Source organism: Nocardia sp. CDC160 (genome assembly GCF_035818795.1).
In the GTDB taxonomy this organism is placed as follows: domain Bacteria; phylum Actinomycetota; class Actinomycetes; order Mycobacteriales; family Mycobacteriaceae; genus Nocardia.
The window spans coordinates 1-2,225 of record NZ_JAYKYT010000016.1 but is presented as its reverse complement, the minus strand read 5'-3'; the positions used below and the strand labels follow the sequence as shown (position 1 = coordinate 2,225).

The following is a 2,225-nucleotide window of genomic DNA, read 5'->3' as shown; positions in this document are numbered from 1 at the left end:
GGCAACACCCACACCACCAACCACGCCCTCGCCCAAGCCATCAACAACCTCACCCTCCAATACCTCTACACCCTCGCCGGAAAACCCAACCCAGCCTCAAGGTCCGCGAGTCCGGCAGTGCAGGAGGCGATTTCAACTGCTTTGCTGCAAGTCGGCAAACCCTATGTTTACGGTGGAGCAGGTCCGGACAACTTCGATTGCTCGGGTCTCGTGCAATACGCTCTCGCGGCTGCCGGTGTCAAGGTCCCACATGGAGCGACCGATCAGTACAACATGTTTCCCAAGGTGGCTTCCGCAGACATCCGGCCTGGAGACCTCATCTTCCCCACCGACGAAATCAACTTCAGCACTGGCTATGTGGGCCATGTCATGATCTACCTCGGCAATGGTGAGTGCATCGCCGCGTCCAATCCGTCGGTTCCGGTCGGAAGAGTTCCCCTCCCACCGAGCTACGAGGCAGCTCGCTGGTCATAACATGGTGTAATCGGTTGCACTGCAATATTTCATGTCGATCAGTACCCCACATACGAGCCGCCGGCATGAAGATGCACTACCCCGGGAACGTTCGCGACGGAACCATAGCGAGCGATGGCGTAACGTATTCCGGCGATGATGTTGTCGACCGGGTTCCAGATGTTCTGGTGGCCCGGCAAGGCGTAAGCACGAAATGTCGGGTCAATGGTCTGCATCAACCCTTTCGAGGGGTGTCCTGCAGCAGCGTTACTGTCCTGGAGGTTGATGGCATTGGGGTTCCCTGATGATTCGTGCTGAATGATCGCCGCGACGTCCGCTGGATTGATCCGGCTGGTGTCGTAACCGTGTTCGCGCAGGATCTGCAGGGCATCATTGATCCATTGCCGCTGCCGACCCGACGGCTGGGTTGATGGCGGTCCTCCGCTGACTCCCTCGCCCAGAGGATATACAGTGCGGTTCGATGGCGAAAGTGTATGGGTCTGTTGAAGATAACGGGCAGCAAGTTCGGACACTTGCTGCGCAGACAGCACAGTCACCACTCGGCCGTTCGTCAGTACAGATACAGCACGACGCAATGCCTGCTCAAGCACGCTGGCTAAAAGGTATTGGCCCTGCGGGGAATCCTCAACCGGGCCGAGCGCGGTAAGAGCAGAGTCGACGTCAGCGATTATCGCGGTCATCGCCGCGCGACCTTGAATGCTGTTGTCTGCCGACGTGTTCAAGATCCTGTTCAAATCGACGTTGAGATCCGAAATGGCATTGGCCTGGTCGGTTCGCCCTGAAGTTTCGGCTGAGTATCGGGCACGAATCTGGCTGTCCCATGCGATGGGACCAGTTGGCATTGCCGTCGGTATTGTAAGGGGAGGCGCGAACGATAGCGCAGTATCAGTCGACGGACTGCCATTTCCAAAGTTGGCGGCCATCACAGCGAGGGCTCGGAGAGCCGCTGACGCGATCGGCGGGCCGCCAAGCGAACCACCGTCGGCAACTGACACTGGCCCCTGCACAGGGCCTGTCTCGGCGGCGGGCAGTCGAGCGATCGATCCCGATCCCGATCCCGATGAGCCCACGGAGCATTCTGCTGATGGCTGCGCTGCAGAAGGTGTGGCGCGGATACCCAACGATGGATTCGAGGCATGGGTGCGGCGCCCTGGCCGACTCTTTTCTGCTGGTGATGCTATCGAAGTTGTCGACAGCTCCCCCCGCGCATCATCGTTGCTTGGAGGGGATAGATCTCGAGACGGCTCCATCAACAGTCTGCGCAATCAGTAACCGACATACGGCTGGCCGTTTCGCATGGCTACCAACCCACGAACATTTGGGAGCGACCCGTAGGTCGCGACCGCATAGCGCACGCCAGCAACGATGTTATCGACCGGGTTCCAGATATCGGTGTGGCCGGGAACCGCGTATTCCTCGAATGTCGAGTCAATGGTCTGCATCAGCCCTTTCGATGGATGGCCTTCGACCGCATTGACATCTTCGTTATTGACCGCGTTTGGATTGCCATCCGATTCGTGCTGGATTATGGTTCGCAGAGCCGCCAAGTCACTCGGTCCTAGGTTAATCCCATATTGCTGCAGAATCTTTTGCGCTGGTTGGATCCATTGACTCCACTCCCCCCTTGTGTCGTCGCCCGGCGAACTTGTGCTGTTTGCTGGGTTGGGTTTTCCGGCGAGGGTGTAGAGGTATTGGAGGGTGAGGTTGTTGATGGCTTGGGCGAGGGCGTGGTTGGTGGTGTGGGTGTTGCC

Annotated in this window: 3 protein-coding genes; 1 reads left to right on the top strand and 2 read right to left on the bottom strand. The window is 58.5% G+C overall.

Annotated features, from left to right (window positions below; all coding sequences use genetic code 11):
* A partial coding sequence (locus VMT40_RS39300; protein WP_326364772.1) for a C40 family peptidase occupies positions 1-474 on the top strand: 474 nt, incomplete at its 5' end.
* Between the two features lie 38 nt (positions 475-512).
* On the opposite strand, the gene VMT40_RS39295 is transcribed toward VMT40_RS39300, so the two are convergent.
* Both VMT40_RS39295 and VMT40_RS39290 read right to left on the bottom strand, forming a co-directional pair.
* The gene (locus VMT40_RS39295) at positions 513-1,316 is read right to left on the bottom strand and encodes a transglycosylase SLT domain-containing protein (RefSeq protein WP_326364771.1); all 804 of its coding nucleotides are present in this window, start codon (positions 1,314-1,316) and stop codon (positions 513-515) included.
* A 423-nt stretch (positions 1,317-1,739) separates the two neighbouring features.
* On the bottom strand, positions 1,740-2,225 hold a 486-nt coding region (locus VMT40_RS39290; protein WP_326364769.1), incomplete at its 5' end, for a transglycosylase SLT domain-containing protein.